The sequence below is a fragment of the Dermabacter sp. HMSC08H10 genome (assembly GCF_001807585.1).
In the GTDB taxonomy this organism is placed as follows: Bacteria; Actinomycetota; Actinomycetes; order Actinomycetales; family Dermabacteraceae; genus Dermabacter; species Dermabacter hominis.
In genome coordinates this window covers 40,977-63,609 of the sequence record NZ_KV789413.1, presented here as the reverse complement: position 1 = coordinate 63,609, position 22,633 = coordinate 40,977, and the positions used below count along the sequence as shown (strand labels likewise).

The window sequence follows — 22,633 nt, the reverse complement described above, 5'->3', positions numbered from 1 at the left end:
CTTCCATGGAAGGCTAGCAAACTGCACCTTTGTGACTAGCAGAGGAAATCCCCACTCCTAAGGACGCCATCGTGAACTTTGGTTTGTTTTCGGATCCGACCGGCAAAACACAAGCAGCTCCCGTGTCAAAGAAACGCAGAGCCGTAGCTGCAATGTTCGTGTGCATTGCAATCTTGCTAAGTTGGGGCCTTCCACCTACTGCTGCGCAGGCCGGAGAAGTTGAGGTTGGTAGTGCAGCCGAATTCTATAAAGCATTTGCCGCGGCCCCGACAAATGAGAAAACCGTCATTAAATTAAAGTCGAACATCACGTTGAGTTCGTCGGGAACTAATGTTGACGGGCAGAACTACACTTCTATTTCCTTGAAGCCAGGGCAGGACATCACGCTTATCTCGAGCCAGCCGGGAACGAAAGTCACGATCGAGAATGACGTCAATGCTCGATTTTTCGCTGTCCCACAAAATGCCTCTCTGGCCTTTGGTGATGGTATTGCCTTTAGGGGGAACAATAAGAGTTCTGGTTCACCCCAGGTGGATGTCGACAGGGGTACTTTCGTCATGACAGAGGGGTCCGAGATCTTCGGGTCTCGGAATATGTCGTCCGGGGCTATTTATGTCCATAATGGGGGGAAATTTGTACTCGACGGCGGAACGCTGAGGGACAACCAGCTTCATCCGCAGAGTAGCGAAGTTGCCGGGGCTGTCACCATAGGCGACAAGGGTATCGCTGAACTCAATTCTGGAACTATTAAAGACAACGGTATTCCGGTCGAAGGTGTCAATCCGAATTCTGGATACGCTGACTATAAGGTTGGCGGCGCTATTGCGGTCCGGTCCGGTGGAACCCTCACCGTCAATGATGGCGTCGACATTTCGTCCAACTCTGGCAACTATGGTGGCGCAATTCTCGCATACTCGACGAAGTGGGAGAATTCCGCTAACAGCGCGCAAGAGGCGGCAGTTGTAAACATCAAGGGTGGTCGGCTGTCGGGTAACACCGCCCAGCGTGACGGCGGTGGGATTTTCGCCTCGGGTAACACCCGCCTTAATGTGAGTGGCGGTGTTGTCTCTAAAAATGAGACGAGGTCTGAAAATTACCGGCACGGCCATGGCGGAGGCATTGCCGTTTGGGATGGCTGCTTTTTGAGCGTCGCCTCGCGTGAGCCCAGCACTAAATGCGAAACCGTTTTTGGGGAGACCGGGCCTGACCTTCCAGACTTCAAGAGCTTTAGCTCATGGTTCCCAGCGCAGTTCAACATGAGTGGCGGAACCATTGAGGAGAACAACGCGGGCTATACCGGTGGTGGCCTTTATTTGGCCACAGCTAACGCAAAGATCAGTGGTGGAAAAATACTCGGGAACACCGCGGGTAGCTATGGCGGTGGCATCACTGTCCCCACTCAGCCGTATTCCCTTGAATTTACTAGCCCCACACTCGTGTCTAAAAATGAGGCCAACGGTGAAACGTCCAGTTCGTCTGAGTCTGGCGGGGGCGGCATTTGGTCCGACTCGTTCGGCAGCGTCAGGAACGGTGCGTCCGTATTTGGGAACACATCAAAGAACCCTGCGCTAGGCCCGGATTTTGCTGCGTCGGCGTTTAATTCCACGGGCCCTTGGAGCGGTGAAAAGACCTTGCTGAACCGTGTCAATGGTGGGGGATTGGCGTCCTGGGTCGATAAAGATGGCAAACCTCTTGAGGTCGATGCATCGAATGCGAAAGTAAGTGTTGGTAAGTCGACTTTTGCCGCGGCCGAAGTGGAAGGCGACGCGCAGGAATTCGCGCGCGTAAACAGCAGCGTCACAATCGGAAAAAACACGGCGCCTCGCGGCGGTGGCATCGCTACCTCCGGTACTGTGGTTTTCCCCGAGGAAGACTTGACGAACGTTGATGTGGTCAAGAAGTGGCAGCGTGCGGGGAGCGGCTCCGTCGAGGCTCTTGCCCCTACAGATATTCCGGTAAAGGAATTGTCGTTTGATCTCGTGCGCCAAGATGGAGAAACGCGCACGACCCTCGAGTCCTTCACTGTCGCGGCAGATTCGGCGAACGTAAAACAGGACATTAAAGAGTGGGCGTATACTCTTATCGGGCTGCCGAAGAAGGACAGTGATGGTAAGCCGATTGACTACCGCCTTGTCGAGAAAGCTCCTACCTCCGAGGGAGATTCCGCAAAACCTCGCGAATTTACACTCGATGCTAACGCTTTAAGTAAAGGCAAGATCGAGGTGGTGAACACTGTTGTGGAGGTCAAGAAGTCGGTTGAGTCTGAGGTTCCGTTTGGTGTGAAAGTTGAGTTTGATCCGAACCTGCCGGCTGGCACCTTCAAGGTCGTAACCGAGGGTAAGCCGGGTAAGAAGACCATCACGGTGACCCAGAAGGTGACGAACTCCCAGCCGGATGGTGAAGCCACCGTCGAAAAGAAGGTCACCGAACAGCCGGTGGATCAGGTGATCAAGGTTGGTACTAAGCCGTCTGAGGCTTCCGAGAAGGTCACGTGGACTGCGCAGGTTCCGTTCGAGGTTGAGACTCGTCCGAATCCTGAGTTGAAGCCGGGTGAGATCAAGGTCGTCCAGAAGGGCGTTCCGGGTGAGAAGACCTTCACCGCTGACTTCACCGCCAAGGGCGACCAGGCAACGGTTAAGCCCGGGGAGAAGCAGACGAAGGATCCGGTTAACGAGATCATCGAGTACGGCCCTGCAGCCGAGGACACCTCCGTGGTGACGAAGGTTGACAAGCCGGTTCCGTTCGAGACGAAGATCGTCTTCGACAACACCCTCGAAGCCGGTAAGCAGGTTGTTGATAAGCAGGGTGAGCTCGGTACGGAGGTTGTGACGTCGACTCAGAAGATCAAGGACGGTAAGCCGGATGGCGAGCCGACCGTGACCACTGAGCGCACCAAAGAACCGGTTGACGCCATCATCCGCGTCGGTACCAAGGGGAAGACGACTGAAGACACGTTGACTGATACGCATACCGAAGCCATTCCCTTCGAAACCATTATTGAGGAAGATCCAAACCTCGAGTCTGGCAAGATCGTTGAGGACCAGCCCGGTGCACTTGGTGAAAAGGAAGTCACGAAGACCTGGCAGATCAAGGATGGCAAGGTCGTAGGCGAGCCAGAAACCTCGGAGAAGGTTGCGAAGGAGCCCACTCCCCGCAAGGTTCGCGTGGGCACCAAGACCAACTGCGACAAGCCGTCTGACCCCACGCCGGCCCCAACCGGTGAACCAACGCCTGGTACCCCGACTGATCCAGGTACCCCCGGTGAGCCTGGTAAGCCCGGCACGCCTGGTGAGCCTGGTACGCCTGGTGAGCCTGGTGAGCCTGGCAAGCCCGGAACTCCTGGTGAGCCTGGCAAGCCTAGCCAGCCCGGCACCCCTGGAAACCAGGGTGGTACGCCACAAAGGCCGAGCAAACCTGGTGCGGCGAGCATGCATCTGCCGCGAACAGGTGCAGAGATTGCTGCGACTGCTGGCCTCGCTTCATTGCTCGTGATGGGTGGCGCGGGCGCACTAGTACTGCGTCGTAGGTCGAACTCGCACAAGTGAGGATCGAGGTGGTGAAGCCCTAGTGCTTCATTTCTGACTCGCACATCAGTGGCGGGGGAGCGGGAGAGATCCCGAGCCCCCGCCGCTTCTATTTTGTGAGGTTTAGAGGGGTGCGGCTGCCCGAGGCTGCGGAGCTGCAATGTTGCGAGGCCGCGGGGCTGCATCCGAGCGGGCTAGGAATCTAAACCCGGCGTTTGTGGCGGAATGTGGCCGCATACCGCCGCAAACGTTGGGTACAGATCCCGAAAGGGGTGGGGGCGCAAATAGGCCGTGAGCGAGGCGAGCGCGCCGCCCTGCTCCGTTTGTCACGTTCCGCCGCGCAGCCCTTGGTGAGGGCAGGCAGGAGGCGATAATCTCCCACACGTTAAGGATTTTGCAGTCGCTGCATAATTTTTGTGGCGGTGCACGGACGAAAAGGGGACCATGTCTACATCACTTCAGACTCACGTGGCGCGCGGCGACGCACCCGTGGAATTCACCGGCCTCGACCGGGACGGCAAGCTCGTGTTCCTCGGCCTCATGCTCGGCATGTTCGTCGCGTCGATCTCGCAGACGATCGTCGGCCCCGCCATGCCGCGCATCGTCGCCGAACTCGGCGGTATGGAGCATTACAGCTGGATCGCGACCGCGGCCATGCTCGTTTCGGCGGTCGCGGTGCCGGTCGTCGGCAAGCTCTCCGACATGTACGGCCGCAAGACGTTCTATATCGCGGGCCTCGTCGTGTTCATGATCGGTTCGGCCCTGTCCGGCATGGCCACCAACTTCTGGTTCCTTGTGTTCTCGCGTGCCGTGCAGGGCCTCGGTATGGGCACGATCATGCCGCTCAGCCAGACGATCATCGGTGACATCATCCCGCCGCGCCAGCGCGGAAAGTATCAGGGCATCATGGGTGCCGTGTTCGGCGTGTCCTCGATCGCCGGTCCGCTTTTCGGAGGCTGGGTGACCGACAACTTCGGTTGGCGCTACCTGTTCTATCTCGCCCTTCCGCTCGGTGTCGCTGCCCTCGTGTTCCTCACAAAGTTCATGCGCCTGCCGCATACGGCAAGCGCTGGAAAGTTCGATCTCGTTGGCGCGCTGACTCTCACGCCCGGCCTTGTCATCGGCCTGCTCGCCGTGTCGTGGGGCGGCAATACCTACGACTGGGACTCCTCGGTCATCATCACCATGTTCGTGGCCGCGGCAATCCTCCTTGCGCTTTTCGTGGTCGTCGAGATGCGAGCGGAGAACCCGCTCGTCCCGCTCCACATGCTCGCCGACTCCCGCATCTCCCTCTCGATCCTCGCGAGCTTCGCGATCGCGGTCGCAATGTTTGGCGGAATCATCTACATCCCCGTGTTCGCACAAGGCGTCCTCGGGGTATCCGCAACGAATTCGGGCGCGATCCTCATCCCGCTCAACGTCGCCATGATCGTGACGTCGATTCTCATGGGCATCATGATCACCAAGTGGGGCCGCTACAAGGGACTCCTCGTTCTCGGCGGTATCGTCATGAGCGTCGGATACATCCTTCTTGCAGGCCTCGACTGGCAATCCTCGCAACTGCATCTCACGCTCGTCATGATCGTGATCGGCACGGGGCTCGGCATGTGTATGCAGACCTACACCCTCATTGTCCAAAACGCCGTCGCTCGTGAGGATCTCGGTGTTGCGACGTCTGCCGTGCAGTTCTTCCGTAACGTCGGTTCGACGATCGGCACCGCCGTTCTCGGCTCCGTCATGTCGGCGAATCTCATGCCAAAGATCCAGGCGCAGCTTCCGCCGCAGGTCGCTGCCGCAATGGGGAAGGTCGGCGGCGAGTCCGGCGGTAGTGCAGCGGCGATTCTTGACCCCTCGAAGCTCGAGGGCATTCCCGCCCCTATTGTCGAGGCCATTCGCCACGGCATGGGAGACGCCATGCAGGTTGTCTTCACGACGGCGGCCCCGTTCGCGGTTGTCGCCCTCGTGCTTTCCCTGTTCATCCGCCACACCGAGCTGCGCAGCACCAACTAGCGCCCGGCAATGGTGAGAGGGACCGCTTGACGGTCACCTCGAACGCGAAAATGCACCGCACGTCGATACGAGGAGGCGTGATTGACATGAGCGACATAGCCGCAACGGAGAAAGAGCAGGCGTCGGACCTGGCCGCCAGCCACGAGGGTCTGCGCGAGCGAAAGAAACGCGAATCGCGCGAAGCGATGCATCTTTCGGCGCTCGAGCTCGTGGCCGAGCACGGTCTTGCCCAGGTGACGGTCGATCAGATCGCGGAGAGGGCGGGGGTGTGCGCGCGCACGTTCTTCAACTATTGGGGTTCGAAGGAGGCGGCCGTGCTGGGCGTTGATCCCGAACAGAGCAGTCGTTTTGTGGACATTCTTGCCTCTCGCTCCGCGCAGGAGCCCGTTCGCGACTCCATTCGTGCGCTCCTTCGCATCCACGCTGATGACGCCTCTCGTCGCAGTGACACCCGCGAGCTCACACACCGCGTGCTTTCTCGCGAGCCGCAGCTGCTGCAAATCCTCACTGACCGCAATAGGGGAGTGAGCCGCGAACTCAGCGCGGTCATCGCCGAGCGTCTCACCCCGAGCATGGGGGCGGACGACGCGCGCGATGCAGCGGCGATTCACGTTGCCTGGGGATTCGCCATGGCTCGCAGCGTCTACGCTATTGCTGTGCGCCGCGATCTCTCGCTCGCGGACGCTCTGCCGATCGCTCTCGACTTTCTTGACTCAGGTCGCGTTCGCCTCTAACTGACCCACCGCGAAGGAGCTCCTACCTCATGGCCGACATCTCTCAGCCCGACACGAACGACCTCGTTGCCGCCTACGCGTTTGAGGAGCCGCGGATCCATCTCGGCGCGGTCGTCGACGGCGGCGAGCCGAACCCCGAAGCGCCGCTCTATATGCCGCTCGGAATGCTCAATAGGCACGGTTTGATTGCCGGCGCTACCGGCACCGGCAAAACAAAGACTTTGCAGCTCATCGCGGAGCAAATCGCGGCCGCCGGTACCTCCGTTTTCGTCGCGGATATGAAGGGCGACCTTTCCGGCATCGCTGTTCCCGGGCAGGCGTCGGAAAAACTCACCGAACGTGCGAAGGCTCGCGCCCAAGAGTGGGTATCTCGCGCTGGCACCACCGAATTCTTCTCACTGGGTGGACACGGTAAGGGCGTGCCGATTCGCACGACGGTTACCGAATTCGGGCCGGTTCTCCTCTCGAAGGTGCTGGGTCTCAACGAGACTCAAGAATCCTCCCTTTCGCTTATCTTTCACTACGCTGACCAGAGCGGCCTCGCCCTCCTCGACCTCAAGGATCTGCGCGCCCTCATCCAGTACCTCACGACCGATGGCAAGGATGAGCTCAAGAGCATCGGCGGTATTTCCACCGCGACCGCCGGCGTTATTCTGCGCAACCTCACCCAGTTCGAAAACTCCGGTGCAGACGTGTTTTTTGGAGAGCCGGCTTTCAACGTCGAGCATTTCCTCCGGAAAGATTCCGACGGTCGCGGGATCATCTCGTGTCTCGAACTTCCCGGCGTTGCCGAGCGGCCGGAAGTGTTTTCAACCTTCATGATGTGGATGCTCGCTGAGCTCTACCAGGTGCTGCCGGAAGTGGGCGATCTTCCCCAGCCGAAACTCGTGTTCTTCCTCGACGAGGCGCATCTGCTTTTCAAGGGCGCATCCAGTGCCTTTATCGACCAAGTCATCCAAACCGTGAGGCTTATTCGCTCCAAGGGCGTCGGCGTATTCTTCATTACCCAATCGCCTAAGGACATTCCCGCCGACGTTCTCGCGCAGCTCGGCAACCGCGTCCAGCATGCTTTGCGCGCCTTCACGCCCGATGACGCAAAGGCCATCAAGAAAGCAGTCGCCACCTACCCCACAACCGAGTACGACCTCGAAAAGCTCTTGACCTCCCTCGGCACGGGCGAAGCGGTCGTCACCGTCATGAACGAGAAGGGCGCGCCGAGCCCCGTGGCCTACGCCGCGATGCGCGCTCCCGAATCCTCGATGGAGCCCGCGCCTGAAGCTGAGATCGATCGGATTATCGCGTCCAGCCAGATCGCGGTCCAGTACAGCACTGTTGTGGATCGCGAAAGCGCGTACGAGATCCTCAAGGCGCGTGCGGAGGGCGGCCAGGTCGGGCAGGGGGAGTCCGACGTTTCCCCGGCAGCCGTCGGAACTGAAAAGCCCGGTGCAGGCGCAGCCCCCGCTGCGAAGGCGAAGCCCGCGAAGGAAGAGCCTGGATTGGTGGAGAAGATCGCGGGCAATAGCGCGGTCAAGAGTTTCTTTCGTTCGGCGGGGACGGTGCTCGGGCGTGAGATTACGCGTTCGCTGTTCGGGACGACTCGCAAGCGTCGCCGATAATGGGCGACTGGAGCGCTGGTGCCTACGAACGTATCGGCGGCGCCGGCGCTATGGGACGTCCCGGAAGCCTCGGCGCTCGCGCCTTACCCGCGCTGAATCGGCAGCGCTGAATCGGCACTAAACCCCCACAACTCCTATGCAATTCGAAAAGGGGGGGAAGCGAAGGCCCCGGGATCCGAGAGGATCTCCGGGGCCTCGTGTGTAGGCAACCGTCGGAACTCGAGAGGTTACGGGGCGGGCGTGAGCCCGAAACCCCCACAACCCCTATGCAATCCGAGAGTTTACTTCTTGCCCTGGTTGGCGACGGCCTCTGCCGCCTTACGCGCGGCCTCCTCATCGAGGTAGCGGCCGCCCTTGGTGACAGGCTTGAAGTTCTCGTCGAGCTCGTAGACGAGCGGCTGGCCGGTCGGGATGTTGAGGCCGACGATGTCTTCGTCAGAGATGTCGTCGAGGTACTTCACGAGGGCGCGAAGCGAGTTGCCGTGCGCAGCCACGAGAACGGTCTTGCCGGCGGCGAGGTCAGGCTTGATTCCCTCTTCCCAGTAGGGGAGGAAGCGCGCAATGACGTCCTTGAGGCACTCGGCCTTCGGAACCTCGGTGCCCTCGTAGCGGGGGTCGCCGTCCTGGCTGAATTCGCTGCCTTCCTCGATGGCGGGCGGCGGAACGTCGAACGAGCGGCGCCACAGCATGAACTGCTCGTCGCCATATTTGTCGCGGGTCTCGGCCTTGTCGAGGCCCTGGAGCGCGCCGTAGTGGCGCTCGTTGAGGCGCCAATCGCGCTTCACGGGGATCCAGTGGCGATCAGCGGCATCAAGCGCGAGGTTCGCGGTCATGATGGCGCGGCGCAGGAGCGACGTGTGCACAACGTCGGGAAGGATGCCCGATTCCTTGATGAGTTCGCCGCCATGAGTGGCTTCGCCGCGGCCCTTCTCCGAAAGAGGAACGTCGACCCAACCGGTGAACAGGTTCTTTTGATTCCATTCGCTCTCGCCGTGGCGGAGCAGTACCAGTGTGTATGTCATACATCCACCCTACTCGGTCTCGATGAGTATCGTCATGGGACCATCGTTCGTGATACTGAGCTGCATGTGTGCGCCGAATTCGCCCTCGTGCACGGTGAGGCCACGCTCGCGCACCCTGTCAATGACCTGCTGCACGAGTGGCTCCGCAACGGGCCCGGGGGCGGCTTTATTCCAGCTCGGGCGGCGCCCCTTGCGCACGTCCGCGTACAGCGTGAACTGGGAAATGATCATGACGGGCGCGTTCTGATCGAGCGCGGATTTTTCATCGTCGAGGATGCGTAGCTCGCAGATCTTCCGCGCCATCGTCTCGACCGCGCTCTCGCCGTCGTCGTGCGTGATACCCAGCAGGACGACGAGTCCCTCGCCCTCGAACTCGCCTGTTGTGCGTCGGGGGCTGTCGTGAGCGTCGAGCACCTCGACTTTCGCTCCATTCACCTTCTGAACGATCGCGCGCATCAGCTCTCTCCTTCCTCGTTGGCCTTCGCTGGAGGATCCTCGGCAGCGTCGGCGCGGTGAGTATTACGCCGCACGGGTTCCGACGGTTGCGCCGCCTCCATCGACTTCAGGAACGCGTGGCGTGCGGGGCGCACGTGAGGGCGTCGCCGCATTCCCGGCACGTAGACGGGGGTGGGCGGGGACATCGTGATGCCCGCGCGCCCGAAGTGTTCGTGGGGCTGTTCGTTGGCGCCGCCGAGCGCGAGTTCCATTTGCTGACCGGACAGCTCGGGAATCGGCGGGAGCGGAATCGTCGGATCCTGCTCGAAGTGGGCGGCGCCGTGGGCGAACGAGGTGTCGGCGCTCGGAACGGACGGCACGATGATCGGCGACGGCGAGGGGGCCTGTGCCGGTTGTTCGGCTGGCGCGCCATCGGCGTCGCCCGCCGGAGCACTCGTCGCCTCGGCATTCGTCGTGGCATCCGTGCGGGGCCGGGTGGCGTCGGATCCGGAAATGAGCCCGCCCGGCATGGGCCCCACGTAGTGCGGCCCGTACTCGGCGACCTGCACCCACGTTTCGGCAACGCGAACCATCGCTTCCGTGGCGCGCTCCCAATCCGGTTCCTGCTGGCGGTGCGGGCCCGTTGCGAGGGAAAGAACCACGCCGGCGGCGCGCAATGCGAGTTCTTGCGGATCAACGCGGTTCGCGAAAACGGGATACCACGTGCGAATCGCTTCCGCGACCCGTTCGTGAATGTCGAGCGTCAGGCGACCCTGATTCGCGTAGTCGCCAAGCACGGAGAGGTGGGCGCACAGGCACGCGAGGTCGTCGGCGCGGCGACCCGGACCAACCCCGTCAATGTCGAGGACGCCAACGACGCGGGAATTGTCCACGAACACTTGCGCCTCGTAAAAGTCGCCGTGGACGACTTCGGTGGGCTCGAGGCCAATGCGACGCTCGACGTCGGCGAGGCCCAGCTCGATGCGGTACACGAGGACATCGAGGCGGTCTTTGAGGGAGGGGAGGCTCGAGGCGACAACGCCAGCGTAAAACTCGGCGGAATCGGTCCACGGCGGGCGCACGGGCTGATCCATCAGGGAAGCGGGGAGGCGGTCGAGCATCGCGACGAGATCCTCGGCGTGGCACGCGCGCTCGCCCTCTTCGATCACCGCCTTCGCGAGAACCGTGCCGGGCAACTCGGCGAGCACGACGAGGCCGTCCGTCGAGCCGAGAACGGCGGGGACCGGAACGCCTGCCTCGAGCAGGCTGTGGTGGAGGTTGACGACGCTCGAGGTCGTGTGCGGCTGGAACACCTTGAGGAACACGTTGCGGTCGGCGAGGGTGGCCTTGAGCACGGCGCGGCGACCGGGGCGGTAGCTCACAACCTCAACCGGCACGGGGGTGCCCTCCGCAAAGCCCGTGGCAACACCGAGACGGCCGAGGGTTTCGTGGAGAACATCCGGGTAGCACACCTGCGGGAGCATCGGCAGCCACGGGTCGTGGGGGTAGCGCCACACGCGCACGTTCATGTCGCCGTCGGTCATCACGAGGGACTGCTCGGGGGCGAGCACGTTCTTTTCCTGCTCACCGATGTGGGCGCTCACGCCGAAGAGCTCATCGCGAGGTTCAGCCTCGGCGCCGTCAAGCTCCACCCAGCGCACCTTCGTGCGGAACATTGCTTTCGTGGAGCGCGAAGGGCGGTGGTCGACGTGGTCGAGCGTCCATTCGACGAGCTCGCCGCCCGCGTTGGTGACGGCCGCCTCGAGCACACCTCCGGCCTGGGGCCCCGTGAGAAGCTCGGAACCGTCAAGGGTCTCTGTCATGCCCCCATTGTTGCAGGTTGTGGCCGGGCCCTTCTGAACAGCCGTGTACGCAGGGTGTATGGCACAGACACTTTGTAGGGTGGGGGTATGAGTGAAAACACGACCTCCCGCCCTCGCCCCGAGCTTGGCGGCAACCTGCTTGGCCCGAAGCCGACCTTCCTGCCCGACGAGCTCGATCGCCCCGTTCGCGACCGCGAAGGTGACGACCCGAAGAAGGTCGCTGCTGACCACCCCACCTCCCCGCTCGCCTGGGCGCTCCTCGCCCAGGAGTCAAGTGCCGACGGCGACACGATCGAGGCCTACGCATTCGCGCGCGTTGGCTACCACCGCGGTCTCGACGCGCTGCGCCGCGCCGGCTGGCGAGGCCAGGGTGAAGTCTCCGCCTCCCACGAACCAAACCGCGGTTTTCTTCTGTGCCTCCTGCACCTTGCGCGTGCCGCAGAAGCGATCGGCGAGACCGGCGAGGTAGAACGCCTGAGGGATTTCATCGCCGAATCCGACCCGAGCCTGAGCGACGCCATAACGCTCGCCCCTTAACGTCGGCAGTCACCCCGCGTAAAATAGGCCTTTGCTGTTTCGTTACCGCGCGCACCAGGACGCCGCGCACAAGGAGATGTCATGCCCGCGATCGTGATCGTTGGAGCCCAGTGGGGCGATGAAGGAAAGGGAAAGGCAACCGATCTTCTCGGCGATCGCGTCGACTACGTTGTCAAGCCCAACGGCGGCAACAATGCGGGCCACACGGTCGTCGTCCACGGTGAAAAGTTCGAGCTTAAACTCCTCCCCGCGGGGATTCTGTCGCCGAATGCGACGCCCGTGATCGGCAACGGCGTGGTCGTGAACCTCGATGCGCTCTTCGAGGAAATCGACACTCTTGAATCACGCGGCGTCGACACCTCGCACTTGCGCATTTCCGCGAACGCGCACATCGTCGCCCCCTTCCACCAAACGATGGACCGCGTCACCGAGCGCTTCCTCGGCAAGCGCGCAATCGGCACGACCGGCCGCGGCATCGGGCCCGCCTACATGGACAAGGTGGGGCGCCTCGGCATCCGCGTGCAGGACCTGTTCGACGAGTCGATCCTGCGGCAAAAGGTTGAAGGCTCGCTTCGCCAGAAGAATGGCGTGCTCGTGAAGCTCTACAACCGTCGGGCCGTAGAGGTTGAGGAGATCGTGGCAGGCCTTCTCCAGTACGCGGAGCGGATCCGCCCCATGGTCGTGGACACGACCGAGATGCTGAACTCGGCGCTCGACCGGGGGGAACTCGTGCTCATGGAGGGCGGCCAAGCGACCTACCTCGACGTGGACCACGGCACGTACCCGTTCGTGACGAGCTCGAACCCCACCGCGGGTGGCGCGTGCACGGGTTCCGGTATCGGCCCGACGCGCATCGACCGCGCGATCGGCATCGTCAAGGCGTACACGACGCGCGTGGGCGCTGGCCCGTTCCCCACGGAACTCTTCGATAAATGGGGCGAATACCTTCAGCAGAAGGGCCACGAAGTGGGCGTCAATACGGGGCGACCGCGCCGTTGCGGCTGGTACGACGCCCTCATGATTCGCCACGCCGTGCGCATCAACGGTTTCACCGATCTCGTGCTCACGAAGCTCGACATTCTCACGGGTCTCGACGAGGTGCCGATCTGCACCGCCTACGAGATCGATGGCGAAATCCATCGAGACATGCCCATGACGCAAACTGAGTTCCACCACGCGAAGCCCGTGTACGAGACGATGCCCGGGTGGAGCGAAGACATCTCGAAGGCTCGCACGTTCGAGCAGCTTCCGATCGAGGCACAAAACTACGTGCGCCGACTCGAGGAACTTGCCGGCTGCCGCATTTCGGCGATCGGTGTTGGCCCGGACCGCGATGACACGATCGCGGTGCACTCGCTCATTCCCGGCGAGGAACGCCTCGCGGGTGAAGGGTCCGACGGTGCCGGCGCGTAAGCCGATCCCGATCTCCGACGGCACGGCCGCGATCCGTTCGTGGTGCGAGAACGGCAAAGACACGGCGAGACCTACCCTCGCGCTCGCGGTGCGATTCACCCTCCAGGCGCTCGCCGAGGAATACCCGGGCGGCGCCGTCGAACTGCGCGTTCCACCGTTCGGCGCCGTGCAGATCATAGAGGGCACGAGCCACACGCGCGGAACCCCGCCCGCAGTCGTGGAGATGGATGCAGCAACCTGGATGCGCCTTGCGACGGGTGAGCTGACGTGGGCAGAGGGCCGCGCGAAAGGCGGCGGTGTGAGCGCATCCGGCGAACGCAGCGACCTCTCTGAAATTCTGCCCGTGCCGATCGCCCGGAGAATCGCCGCTGAAGAAGCGCCCGCCCGCCCCACTACGACCGAGGAGAATTAACACGTGACGAGCGAGAACACGCCCGAAGCCGGCTCCCTCCCCGCCGATGCCTCCGACGCACACGTCGAGCATCGTGGACAGGACGATAGCCAGGCGAATATTGAGGCCGCTGCGCCAGCTGAGGTCGACTCCGACGATGCGGGTGCCGCGGGCGCGGATCCTCACGCGACGCCGATGCCAACAGCGCTCTTCGTGAGGCGTGAACGCCGCATGAATCTCGGTGGGTGGGTCGTGCTCGCCCTCGTGCTCGGAGCCCTTTCCGGGCTCGTGTGGGGCATGTTCCGGGGTGTTTTCGATGTTGCGCCGCTCGTGATCGCCGCGCTCTACGGGGTTCTCTTTATCGGGGGTGCCCTCGCCCTTCTCGCCGTGATCATCGATTGGCTCCTCGAGCGCACGCGCGCGAAATAGATAACCTGAATTGCATAGGGGTTGTGGGGGTTTCGGAAGCAGATCAAACCCCCGCAACGTCTATGCAATTGGTCGGGCCTCGTGGCAAAGCCCCCACAGTCCTCTGCAATTCACGAGGGGCGTGTGCCGTATTAGACTGGATTAGTGCTACCCGCAGACGGACGACTTACCCACGACCTCCTTCCCGACGATCGCCAACCGAAAGACGAATGCGGCGTTTTTGGCGTGTTCGCGCCAGGAGAAGACGTCGCCACCCTCACCTACTTCGGGCTCTACGCGCTTCAGCACCGCGGCCAGGAGTCGGCGGGCATCGCGACCTCAAACGGCGAACAGATCCTCGTCTACAAAGACATGGGTCTCGTCTCGCAAGTGTTCGACGAAGGCAATCTCAAGACCCTCCAGGGTCACATGGCCGTGGGCCACACGCGCTATTCCACGACCGGGGCAAGCCACTGGGTGAACGCCCAGCCGACGCTCGGCCCTCGCCCCGATGGCACGATCGCCCTCGCCCACAATGGCAACCTCGTGAACACCCTCGAGCTCCTCGAGCTTCTCCACGAGCGCCAGGGCAGCGCGAAAATCGGTGAGCTCAAACAGGGCAACACGACCGACACGGCGATCGTGACGGCCCTTCTCAATCACGACGGAAGCCTCGAGGAGAACCTCAAAGACCTCATGGGCCGTATCCGCGGTGCCTACTGCTTCGTGCTCATGAATGAAAAGACCCTGTACGCGGCGCGCGACCCGCAAGGCATCCGCCCGCTCGTGCTCGGCAGACTGTCGAACGGGTGGGTTGTGGCCTCCGAGACCGCCGCCCTCGACATTTGCGGCGCGACCTTCGTGCGCGAAGTAGCGCCCGGCGAGCTCATCGCGATTGACGAAGACGGCTTGCGCTGCGAGCAAGTCCTCGAACCCGCGCGCAAGAGCTGCGTATTCGAGTACGTCTACCTCTCGCGCCCTGACACGAACCTCAATGGGCGGAGCGTGAACGAGTCGCGCATCGAGATGGGGCGCGAGCTTGCGCGCGAACACCCCGTCGACGCTGACCTCGTGATCCCCACGCCCGAATCGGGCACACCCGCCGCGATCGGGTACGCCCAAGAATCCGGCATCCCCTACGGGCAGGGCATGGTCAAGAACGCCTACGTGGGTCGCACGTTCATCCAGCCCACGCAAACACTTCGCCAGCTCGGTATACGCCTCAAGCTCAACCCACTTCGCGAAGTTATCGAGGGCAAGCGCCTCGTCGTCATCGACGATTCAATCGTGCGCGGCAACACGCAGCGAGCCGTGGTTCGCATGCTCCGCGAGGCGGGCGCAAGTGAGGTGCACGTACGGATCAGCTCACCGCCTGTGAAGTGGCCCTGCTATTACGGCATCGACTTTGCGGATCGCGCCCAACTCATTGCCAACGGTCTTGATACCGAAGAGATCTGCCGCTCGATCGGAGCTGACTCCCTCGGGTACATCAGTTTTGACGGCATGGTGCGCGCGACCGCGCAACAGCCGAACCAGCTGTGCTCTGCATGCTTCACCGGGGAATATCCCATCCCACTGCCCGCTCCCGATTCTGAGGGCCGCGAACTGCTTGGCATGGCCGACAAGGAGATCCAGAAATGACTAACGCACCGAAAGGCGAGGGCCTCACCTACGCCGCTGCCGGCGTCGACACGCACGCGGGGGACCGCGCCGTCGAACTCATGAAGGCCGCCGTTAAAAAGACCCACGGCGCGAGCGTCGTGGACGGTGTTGGTGGCTTCGCCGGTCTCATCGACGTGAGTGCCCTCAAAAACTACGAGCGGCCCTTGCTCGCCTCGAGCACCGACGGCGTGGGGACGAAAATCGCGATCGCCCAGGCGCTCGATGTGCACGACACGATCGGTCACGACCTCGTGGCCATGGTCGTCGACGACATCGTCGTGAGCGGTGCGAAACCGCTCGCCATGACCGATTACATCGCGTGCGGGAAGGTTCACCCGGAGCGGATCGCCAACATCGTGCGCGGCATCGCCGAGGGCTGCATCCTTGCCGAAACCGCACTCGTGGGTGGCGAAACGGCCGAGCACCCCGGCCTCATGGGCGAGCACGATTACGACGTGGCGGGCGCAGCCGTCGGCGTCGTCGAAGCCTCCCAAATGCTCGGCGCCGAGCGTGTGAAAGCCGGCGACGTTCTCATCGGCATGGACTCCAGCGGCCTGCACTCCAACGGCTATTCCCTCGTGCGCGCCGTCGTCGACCACGCAGGGCTGAGCCTCGACCAACACATCGACGATTTCGGCACAACCCTCGGCGAGGAACTCCTTACCCCGACCCACATCTACAGCGCACAGATCCTGCGCGTACTCGAGAAAGCGGGCGTCGGAAACCTCCACGCACTTTCCCACGTGACGGGCGGTGGCCTTGCCGCGAATCTTGCCCGTGTGATTCCCACCGATTGCGGCGCTCACGTTCGCCGTGGCTCTTGGGAGCCCGGTGCGGTGTTCCGTGCGATCGGCGAGTGGGGAAATGTGCCGCTCGCGGACCTCGAGGCGACTCTCAACATGGGTATTGGCATGGTCGCGGTCGTGAGCGAAGAAAGCGCCGACGCGATTGTGCGGCATTTCGAGGCCGAGGGCGTACGCTCGCGAGTGATCGGCGAGGTCACCCGACGCGAGGAGCTTGCGCAGCCGCGCGGCGAAAACGATGTGCTCGTGCAGGGGGCGAAGGGGGCGCACGGCGGCCCCGTCCTCGTCACTGCGTAACCGTCCCCCAAAAATCTGAATTGCATAGGCGCTGCGGGGGTTTGGTTCGCGCCCAAAACCCCCACAAACCCTATGCAATTCGAGGCGGCGGGGACCGGGGGCGGGCTTCACCGCATAAAAATGACGCCCCCAAACGGCTGTAGTTCTCGCGAATTACCTTCGTTTGGCGGCGTCAGTTCACAATGAAGGGGCGGTCAGGACTCCTCGTCCTCGTCGGCCCAGTCGTCGTACTCGCTTGCCCACTTGTCTTCGTAGCGGTCGTCTTCGTCCCACGAAGCGGACTCATTCTTCTTCCCGCTCAGCTCACGCTGAAGAGCGTTGAGATCCGTAGGCGGGCTGTAGTACTTGAGGTCCCGAGCAATCTTGGCCTGCTTGGCTTTCTGACGGCCACGACCCATAGGTACGACCCCCTGTGCGTCGAACATGCGGGCGTCTTTCGCCCTGGAGAGTAAGTTTCGGACTCTAGGTTACACTGCGGCGCCTGGGACTTAAAGTAGAAGCAGGCCCGCGCGGGGCCACGTCACACCCGACGGCGGCTCCGTCACCGGGGAAAAACCCCTGCTACCGAGTGCGAATAACGACGAAAGAAAGCCCCAGTCATGCCCGCCGAACACGACCGCACCTATCCGCACGTTGACGATTCGGCGCTCGTCGCGCACGGTTTCGACATCACTCACCACGACGGCGGCGAGGATGCACTCGGGCCGTGGGGATTCACGACGATCGCGCGGCCCGCACCGAAAGAGCGGGCGACCGGCGCCATCGCGTTGTACCTCCACGGCTGGAGCGACTACTTCTTCCACCCGCACGTCGCACACTTCTTTAACGACCGCGGGTACGATTTTTGGGCGATCGACCTGCGCCGAAACGGTCGTTCGCTGCGTGAGGGAGATGTGGCGACCGCGATTGGCGATCTGAGCGACTACGCAGAGGAGATCGGCCGCACGATCGACATGGCGAGCACGGCCGCCCGCGAGCGTGGTCTTGCCCCGAAGAAACCGGTCATCTATGCGCACTCGACGGGCGGGATCACGACGGTCACCTGGGCGGCGAGAAACCCGGGGCAAGCGTCGGCGCTTCTGCTTAACTCGCCTTGGCTCGAGCTGCACGGTGGGCCGCTCGTGCGGCGAGCCCTCCTTCCTATGCTCGAGGCGCTCGCGCGCACGCGGCCCCTAAGCTCGGTAATTCCGGGCACGCCCGATTTTTATGCCCGCACGCTTCACGCACACTTTGGGGGTCAGTGGAATTGGCATGTGCCGTACAAGCCGTTCGAGTCGTTCCCGATGCCGGCGTGCACACTCGCTGCCGTTGCGCGGGCTCAGAATCAGCTCGCGGGTGGGCTCAGTATTCGCGAGCCTATTTTCATGACGGCCTCGACGCGATCCGCTCTCGAACCGTTTTTCACGCGCCGTGCCTACACGAGCGATGCGATTTTGAACGTCGAGGATCAGGTGAGGAACGCCCGCCATGCGGGCCCTGATCTCACCGTTGCCCGAATCCCGGGAGCGACGCACGACATGGCGCTCGCGCTCGAGGCACCGCGCAAGCTGTTCTTCCTTGAGCTTGCAGCGTACATGGATAGCCGCGGGCTTTAGGAGCTGCGCCGCGCGATGTCCGCGCGAGAGGCGTGGACGCTTACGGGGATGGCGAGCGCACCGGCGACGACCGGGGTGAGGACCTGGCTGAGGGTGAAGGTGAGCGCGCAAGATACGGCCGCGGCGTTTGGTGCGCCGCATTGCACGAGGGCCCACGCGACGCCGACGTCGATCACGCCGATGCCTCCCGGCGTGAGAGGGATGAGGGCGAGTAAGCGGCTGAGGGCATAGATGCCGAAGAGGAGGAGCGGGCTGATGGTGAAGCCGTAGCCGAACGTGCACCAGGCAATGAACGCGAGGCCCTGCACTATGCGCGCAACGGTGGGGGCGCCGAGGATCAAGGCGCGTGAACCCTGAGCGTCGGCGATCGCCATGTTGCGCGTGGCGAGGGCGGGTGTGACGATGTCGCGGCTTCGCCCGCCGTAGCCCTCGTGGAAGGCGTCGGTGATCGTTTGCACGCGTTCGAGGAGTGTGCGCAGCAGTGTTTCGCTCGAGGCCAGCCCGAGCGCCGTGCTCGTGAGGGCGAGGCCGAGCGCGGCGGCAACGACGAGGGCGATGCGGACCCATAGCGGAATGTCGAGCGGGGCGAGAGCGAGGAGGGTAACGGCGAGGATCGGCAGGAGGATCTGCGCGAGGATGTCGGCGATCGAAGCCAGGAGGGTGCCCGAGGCGATCGTTTTCGCGCTCGCCCCCGCGCGTTTGAGTCGAGCGTAGATAAGGCCGAGGGAGATGGTCGATCCCATCGGGATTGCGACGGTGACGGCTTGGGCAACAGCATTCGTTTCGGCGCTGGCCCTGAGGCTCACGCCGCGAAAGCAGGCGGAAAAACCGATTGAGTCGATCGCGAGGACGACAAGCGCAACAGCGAGGAGCGCGAGGACCCACCACGCGCTGATCCCGGTGAAGGACGCGAAAATGTGTGTCCACGATGTGTCGAGAGCGCGGGGGATGAGCCACACGATCAGAATTGCTGCGAGGGCAATGGAGCCGACGGCGAGCAGGGCGCGCGTAAGTTTTTGCTCGCGTGTGAGGGGCGTAGGGCTGGAGGAGTCGTTCATCGCGGACCATTCTCGCAGAAACGCGCGGTCTCGACGTGATGCGAGCGACCCCGTCGGGGCCCCTGAGTTTAAATGTCTCACCCCTTTCGTAGAGTGGAGTCATGCATACGTTCATGATGATTTTTGTTTTCCTCCACATCCTTTGCTGGGCCGGCGCCTTCGGCATGTGGATCGCCGCTGCCAAGAACCGCCAGCCTCTTCCCGGCATGGCGCACATGGCCGCCGCCGCACCCGTGTTTGGCCTGATCGCCGCCCTCATTGGGATCGCCGCAGACATGGGTATCAACCACATGGTGATCGGTATCAAGCTTGTGCTGTCGGTCATCGTTGCGGTGTGTGCGTTCATCGCGATCAAGAAGCGCGAAGCAACGCCCGCGCCGGTCTGGTTCGCGATTCCTACGGGCATCGTCGTGAATATCGCGGTTGCGCTGTTCATGTGAGAGCGCGTGTAAGCGCCCCCGTGCACGGGCAAGCCGCTACACGGGGTAGGCCCGCAGCGCATGAACCTGTGCATGCGCGCCCACGCATCCGTTAACTATCCGCCCTATCCGTACCTGAAGGTGCCTCTATGTCCTCGCTTTTTGACGATTTTCCACTTCCCGAATCCTTCCGCGCGCTCGGCGGGGCCGGAAAGGGAAGCAAAGGCGAGGGTGGCACGGGTGCGCGCGCACAGAGCGAAGGCGCGCGAGGGGAGTCCGACGCTTGCCCGCCTCCCGACGAATGGGATTTTTCCGAGGATGCCCCACCCGAGGATTGGGAAACCGCGTTTGATGAGCAGGTGTCGGAATCGCCCTATCCCGGGGCGGGGGCGAGCTTTGAGCCGGTTCCGGATGAGCTCGAGCCCGTGCGTCACGAGAACTTTGCGGCCTGGGGTGGGCGTGATGAGGCTGCTCTCGAGGAGATCGTCGAGGGGCTCAACCCGCCCCAGCGCGATGCGGTCGAACATCGCGGCTCCCCGCTGTTGATCGTTGCCGGGGCAGGCTCTGGCAAGACCCGCGTGCTGACCCGCCGCATCGCTCACCTTTTGCGAAGTGGAGAGGCTCTTCCGGGCGAAATTCTCGCGATCACCTTCACGAACAAGGCCGCCTCCGAGATGAAGGAGAGGGTTGAGGCGCTCATTGGGCCCGCGGCCCGGTACATGTGGGTGTCGACCTTCCACTCGGCGTGCGTGCGTATTTTGCGGCGAGATGCAGCTGCAGCCGGGCTCAAGTCCACGTTCTCGATCTACGACTCGGCAGACTCCAAGCGGCTCATCACGAACATCGCCAAGGACATGGGGCTCGACTCGAAAAGGCACTCGCCCCGAGCGTTCCAGGCAAAAATCTCCTCGCTCAAGAACGAGCTCGTGACGCCCGAGGAATACGCTGCCCAGGCGGAGAACGCGAAGAACCCCGCCGAGCGGACGATCGCGCAGATCTACACCCAATACCAGGAGCGGCTGCGCACGGCGAACGCCGTGGACTTCGACGACTTGATCGCACTGACTGTGCGCCTGCTCGCCGAGAATCCGGGGATTCGCGAAGGCTATCGCCGTCGGTTCCGGCACGTGCTCGTGGATGAGTATCAGGACACGAATACCGCGCAATACAGGCTCGTGCGCGAGCTCGTCGGCGATGACCCTCATGCGGACCTCACGGTCGTGGGCGACTCGGACCAGTCGATCTATGCGTTCCGCGGCGCGACGATCCGCAACATCATCGAGTTCGAGCAGGATTTCCCGAGCGCCCGCACGATCGTGCTTGAGCAAAACTATCGCTCGACCCAAACGATCCTCAGCGCCGCGAACGCGGTCATCAAGGAAAACCAGGGCAGGCGGCCTAAGAAGCTGTGGACCGACCAGGGCGACGGCCAGCAGATCACGCTGTATGTGGCCGACGATGAGCAGGGCGAGGCGCGGTACATCACCCGCCAGATCGACGCTCTTATCGATGAGGGGGCGAAGGCGGGTGACATCGCCGTGTTTTATCGGGCGAATGCCCAGTCCCGCGCGCTTGAGGATCAGCTCATTCGCGTGGGCCTCCCGTACAAGGTTGTGGGCGGAACGCGCTTTTACGAGCGGCGGGAAATTAAGGACGCGATCGCGTATCTTCGGGTGCTGACGAACCCCGCCGATGAAATCAATCTGCGCCGCATCCTCAATACGCCTAAGCGCGGAATCGGCGAGAGGGCTGAGGCCGCCGTGTCAGTGCTCGCGGAGCAGGAGCGGATCAGCTTCGGTGAGGCGCTCGAGCGTGCGAGCGAAGCCCCCGGCATTGCGACGCGCTCCTTGGGCGCGATTGAGAAGTTCGTGTCACTCATGTCGCGCGTGCGCGAAAAGGTCGAAAAGGGCGAGGGCCCGAGCGACGTTCTCGAAGAGATCCTGAGCGAGAGCGGGTATTACGCCTCCCTCCAGAGCAGCGATGATCCCCAGGATGAATCCCGCCTCGAGAACCTCGCGGAGCTCGTGAGTGTCGCCGCTGACTTCGAGGCGGATCTCGCGGCTGCGGAAGCCGCGGCCTCCGAGTTCGAGGACGAGCCGGGCGGCCCCGAGGCACCAAGTGGTTCGCTCGTCGATCAGTTCCTCGAAAAGGTCTCACTGGTCGCCGACTCCGATCAAATCCCCGAGGGCGAGGATCAGTTCGTGACCCTCATGACCCTCCATACCGCGAAGGGTCTCGAGTTCCCGATCGTGTTCCTCACGGGCATGGAAGACGGCACCTTCCCGCACCAGCGGACCCTCGCTGACCCGAAAGAACTTGAGGAGGAGCGCCGCCTCGCCTACGTGGGGATTACCCGAGCGCGCGAGCGGCTGTTCATCACACGGGCGAGCGTGCGCGCCGCCTGGGGAACTCCGCAGTTCTTCCCCGCATCCCGGTTCCTTGAAGAAATCCCCGAGGCCCTCGTGCACGTAGCGCGCGCAGGCAACGCGCGTGCGTACGCCGATTTCGGCGGTGGCTTTGGTGGCGGCTTCGGCGGTTCCGACGGTTGGGGTACTTCGAGCAGGCGTGGCCCATCTGTCACCGGCGTAGGCGTCGGTGGCGGCCGCCGCGACGTGTCGAGGCCGAGTTTCGGTTCAGGCAAGAAGGCGAAGACGGCGAGCGAAATCCCGAACCTCGAGGTTGGCGACCGCGTGACGCACGATAGCTTCGGCATGGGTACCGTCGTCTCCGCGTCCGGGGCGGGGGAGAAGCTCCAGGTCGAGGTCCAGTTCCGGGAGCCGCACGGGACAAAGCGCCTCCTGGTGCGCTACGCGCCGATCACGAAGCTCTGAGCGAGTGGGGCCGGCGACCGTCCGGGCATCCGTCTCTCGGGCTCGAGACGCAGTT

Annotated in this window: 18 protein-coding genes; 13 read left to right on the top strand and 5 right to left on the bottom strand. The window is 62.9% G+C overall.

The features are described 5' to 3' along the window. Positions 1–71 precede the first annotated feature (71 nt). The 4 genes from HMPREF3176_RS09935 to HMPREF3176_RS00460 all read left to right on the top strand — a co-directional run bounded on the left by HMPREF3176_RS09935 (position 72) and on the right by HMPREF3176_RS00460 (position 7,884). Complete coding sequence (locus HMPREF3176_RS09935; RefSeq protein WP_083286144.1) at positions 72–3,545, top strand: G5 domain-containing protein; 3,474 nt, start codon at positions 72–74, stop codon at positions 3,543–3,545. Between the two features lie 423 nt (positions 3,546–3,968). Continuing rightward, entirely contained in the window at positions 3,969–5,534 is a 1,566-nt protein-coding gene (locus HMPREF3176_RS00470) for an MDR family MFS transporter (RefSeq protein ID WP_061211025.1), read from the top strand. Positions 5,535–5,620: 86 nt separating this feature from the next. Next, a complete protein-coding gene (locus HMPREF3176_RS00465; RefSeq protein WP_141742302.1) occupies positions 5,621–6,268 on the top strand; it encodes a TetR/AcrR family transcriptional regulator in 648 nt (215 codons plus the stop codon). Between the two features lie 29 nt (positions 6,269–6,297). Further along, positions 6,298–7,884 carry a helicase HerA-like domain-containing protein gene (locus tag HMPREF3176_RS00460; protein ID WP_070457355.1) on the top strand — a complete coding sequence of 529 codons (1,587 nt, stop codon included), beginning with the start codon at positions 6,298–6,300 and terminating at the stop codon, positions 7,882–7,884. Between the two features lie 281 nt (positions 7,885–8,165). On the opposite strand, the gene HMPREF3176_RS00455 is transcribed toward HMPREF3176_RS00460, so the two are convergent. Genes HMPREF3176_RS00455 through HMPREF3176_RS00445 form a run of 3 tightly spaced genes read right to left on the bottom strand, consistent with a single transcriptional unit; the run spans position 8,166 to position 11,164 of the window. Beyond that, a complete protein-coding gene (locus tag HMPREF3176_RS00455; protein WP_016663919.1) occupies positions 8,166–8,906 on the bottom strand; it encodes a phosphoglyceromutase in 741 nt (246 codons plus the stop codon). Between the two features lie 9 nt (positions 8,907–8,915). Next, entirely contained in the window at positions 8,916–9,362 is a 447-nt protein-coding gene (dtd, locus tag HMPREF3176_RS00450) for a D-aminoacyl-tRNA deacylase (protein WP_070457354.1), read from the bottom strand. Then, the gene (locus HMPREF3176_RS00445) at positions 9,362–11,164 is read right to left on the bottom strand and encodes a phosphotransferase family protein (RefSeq protein WP_070457352.1); all 1,803 of its coding nucleotides are present in this window, start codon (positions 11,162–11,164) and stop codon (positions 9,362–9,364) included. Before HMPREF3176_RS00445 ends, dtd begins: the two co-directional genes overlap by 1 nt. Before the next feature lie 87 nt (positions 11,165–11,251). On the opposite strand from HMPREF3176_RS00445, the gene HMPREF3176_RS00440 reads away from it, so the two are divergent. From HMPREF3176_RS00440 to purM, 6 genes are all read left to right on the top strand, one after another. Next, on the top strand, positions 11,252–11,701 hold the full coding sequence (locus tag HMPREF3176_RS00440; protein WP_070457350.1) for a DUF3151 domain-containing protein: 450 nt from the start codon (positions 11,252–11,254) through the stop codon (positions 11,699–11,701). 81 nt (positions 11,702–11,782) lie between these two features. Next, complete coding sequence (locus HMPREF3176_RS00435; protein WP_070457348.1) at positions 11,783–13,114, top strand: adenylosuccinate synthase; 1,332 nt, start codon at positions 11,783–11,785, stop codon at positions 13,112–13,114. Beyond that, positions 13,086–13,526, top strand: a complete 441-nt coding sequence (locus HMPREF3176_RS00430) for a sterol carrier family protein (RefSeq protein WP_371327096.1) — start codon at positions 13,086–13,088, stop codon at positions 13,524–13,526. Before HMPREF3176_RS00435 ends, HMPREF3176_RS00430 begins: the two co-directional genes overlap by 29 nt. A gap of 3 nt (positions 13,527–13,529) precedes the next feature. Next, positions 13,530–13,934, top strand: coding sequence for a hypothetical protein (locus tag HMPREF3176_RS00425; protein ID WP_070457346.1), 405 nt, complete (start codon positions 13,530–13,532; stop codon positions 13,932–13,934). 144 nt (positions 13,935–14,078) lie between these two features. Further along, the gene (gene purF, locus HMPREF3176_RS00420; protein ID WP_070457344.1) at positions 14,079–15,554 is read left to right on the top strand and encodes an amidophosphoribosyltransferase; all 1,476 of its coding nucleotides are present in this window, start codon (positions 14,079–14,081) and stop codon (positions 15,552–15,554) included. Continuing rightward, the gene (gene purM, locus HMPREF3176_RS00415) at positions 15,551–16,675 is read left to right on the top strand and encodes a phosphoribosylformylglycinamidine cyclo-ligase (RefSeq protein WP_070457343.1); all 1,125 of its coding nucleotides are present in this window, start codon (positions 15,551–15,553) and stop codon (positions 16,673–16,675) included. The genes purF and purM overlap by 4 nt, the downstream gene beginning before the upstream one ends. Before the next feature lie 194 nt (positions 16,676–16,869). Here the strand turns inward: purM and HMPREF3176_RS00410 are convergent, their stop codons facing one another. After that, the gene (locus tag HMPREF3176_RS00410) at positions 16,870–17,073 is read right to left on the bottom strand and encodes a DUF3073 domain-containing protein (protein ID WP_016663928.1); all 204 of its coding nucleotides are present in this window, start codon (positions 17,071–17,073) and stop codon (positions 16,870–16,872) included. Positions 17,074–17,274: 201 nt separating this feature from the next. On the opposite strand from HMPREF3176_RS00410, the gene HMPREF3176_RS00405 reads away from it, so the two are divergent. Then, positions 17,275–18,270, top strand: coding sequence for an alpha/beta hydrolase (locus HMPREF3176_RS00405; protein WP_070457341.1), 996 nt, complete (start codon positions 17,275–17,277; stop codon positions 18,268–18,270). Here HMPREF3176_RS00405 and HMPREF3176_RS00400 read toward each other — a convergent pair. Further along, positions 18,267–19,328 carry a lysylphosphatidylglycerol synthase domain-containing protein gene (locus HMPREF3176_RS00400; RefSeq protein ID WP_070457339.1) on the bottom strand — a complete coding sequence of 354 codons (1,062 nt, stop codon included), beginning with the start codon at positions 19,326–19,328 and terminating at the stop codon, positions 18,267–18,269. The two genes, HMPREF3176_RS00405 and HMPREF3176_RS00400, sit on opposite strands and share 4 nt — an antisense overlap. Before the next feature lie 101 nt (positions 19,329–19,429). On the opposite strand from HMPREF3176_RS00400, the gene HMPREF3176_RS00395 reads away from it, so the two are divergent. Continuing rightward, the gene (locus HMPREF3176_RS00395; RefSeq protein WP_034372037.1) at positions 19,430–19,768 is read left to right on the top strand and encodes a hypothetical protein; all 339 of its coding nucleotides are present in this window, start codon (positions 19,430–19,432) and stop codon (positions 19,766–19,768) included. Between the two features lie 128 nt (positions 19,769–19,896). Continuing rightward, positions 19,897–22,578, top strand: coding sequence for a DNA helicase PcrA (pcrA, locus tag HMPREF3176_RS00390; RefSeq protein WP_070457337.1), 2,682 nt, complete (start codon positions 19,897–19,899; stop codon positions 22,576–22,578). Positions 22,579–22,633: the final 55 nt, after the last annotated feature.